The following is a 1,333-nucleotide window of genomic DNA, read 5'->3' on the forward strand; positions in this document are numbered from 1 at the left end:
CGATGGCTGTGTATCAGGCAACACTTTTGCTGAATGACACACCGCCATCGCGAGCAGGCTCACTCCTACAAGGGATCTTCGGTGTTTTGGGCAGGCACAAAAAACCCGGCCGAAGCCGGGTTTCTGTCAAGCGCTTACTGCATCCACGGTGGCGGAGGCGGTTCGTCGGACTTGCCTTTGGGCTCGTCATCCGCCGCACGGATCGCCTGCTTGCGCTCTTCGTCGAGACGCGCCGCTTCGATCTCGCGCAACACACCGCCAACGTCGGCCAGATCTTCCGGATCGTCGAACTCACCGGTCAGCACGCTGTTGGGGTGCAAGGTGCCGGCTTCGTACAACGCCCACATTTCCTTCGCGTAGCGGGTCTGCTTCAGCTCCGGGGCAAAACGCCCGAAGTACGACGCCATGTTGCCCACATCCCGTTCGAGCATGCTGAACGCGTGGTTGTTACCGGCGGCATCCACCGCCTGCGGCAGGTCGATGATCACCGGGCCGGTCGGGGTCAGGAGCACGTTGAACTCCGAGAGGTCACCGTGCACCAGACCGGTACACAACATCAGCACGATCTGCGAGATCAGGAACGCGTGATATTCGCGGGCCTGATCCGGCTCCAGCACCACGTCGTTCAGACGCGGCGCGGCATCGCCATATTCGTCGGCCACCAGCTCCATCAGCAGCACGCCATCCAGAAAGTCGTATGGCTTGGGCACTCGCACGCCGGCACCGGCCAGACGGAACAGCGCCGCGACTTCGGCGTTCTGCCAGGCGTCCTCGGTCTCCTTGCGACCGAATTTCGAACCCTTGGCCATCGCCCGCGCCTGCCGGCTGTTACGCACCTTGCGGCCTTCCTGATACTCGGCTGCCTGGCGGAAACTGCGTTTGTTCGCCTCCTTGTAAACCTTCGCGCAACGTAACTGGTTACCGCAGCGCACCACATAAACAGCTGCTTCTTTACCACTCATGAGTGGGCGCAGCACTTCGTCGACCAGACCGTCTTCGATCAGGGGTTCAATGCGTTTTGGAGTCTTCATCAGCTTTTATTGTGGGTCCTTTATTACCAAACACGCGAATGTCACTCGTTATACGGCAATCCTCGCGCTACGGGGAGGGGTTGCCGACCTGTGAACCCTGTGGATGCACACACTGTGCCGAAATAATCGAGCTTTGCCGATCATAGCCGAGCCCACCTTACTTGTAGCTATCGGCCGTCAAGGGCATTTGCGACAGAATCTGACATTGGCATTCATTTCCCCTGTGGGAGCGGGCTTGCTCGCGAAAGCGGTCTGTCAGACACAATGACGGCGCCTGACACGGCCCCTTCGCGAGCAAGCCC

The 1,333-nt window shown here is 59.9% G+C and carries 1 protein-coding gene; it reads right to left on the reverse strand.

What is annotated here, in order from left to right:
• Positions 1-134 precede the first annotated feature (134 nt).
• On the reverse strand, positions 135-1,031 hold the full coding sequence (locus tag QMX91_RS31130; RefSeq protein WP_003221347.1) for a PA4780 family RIO1-like protein kinase: 897 nt from the start codon (positions 1,029-1,031) through the stop codon (positions 135-137).
• Positions 1,032-1,333: the final 302 nt, after the last annotated feature.

Source organism: Pseudomonas sp. PS01299 (assembly GCF_029960145.1).
Taxonomy (GTDB): domain Bacteria; phylum Pseudomonadota; class Gammaproteobacteria; order Pseudomonadales; family Pseudomonadaceae; genus Aquipseudomonas; species Aquipseudomonas putida_A.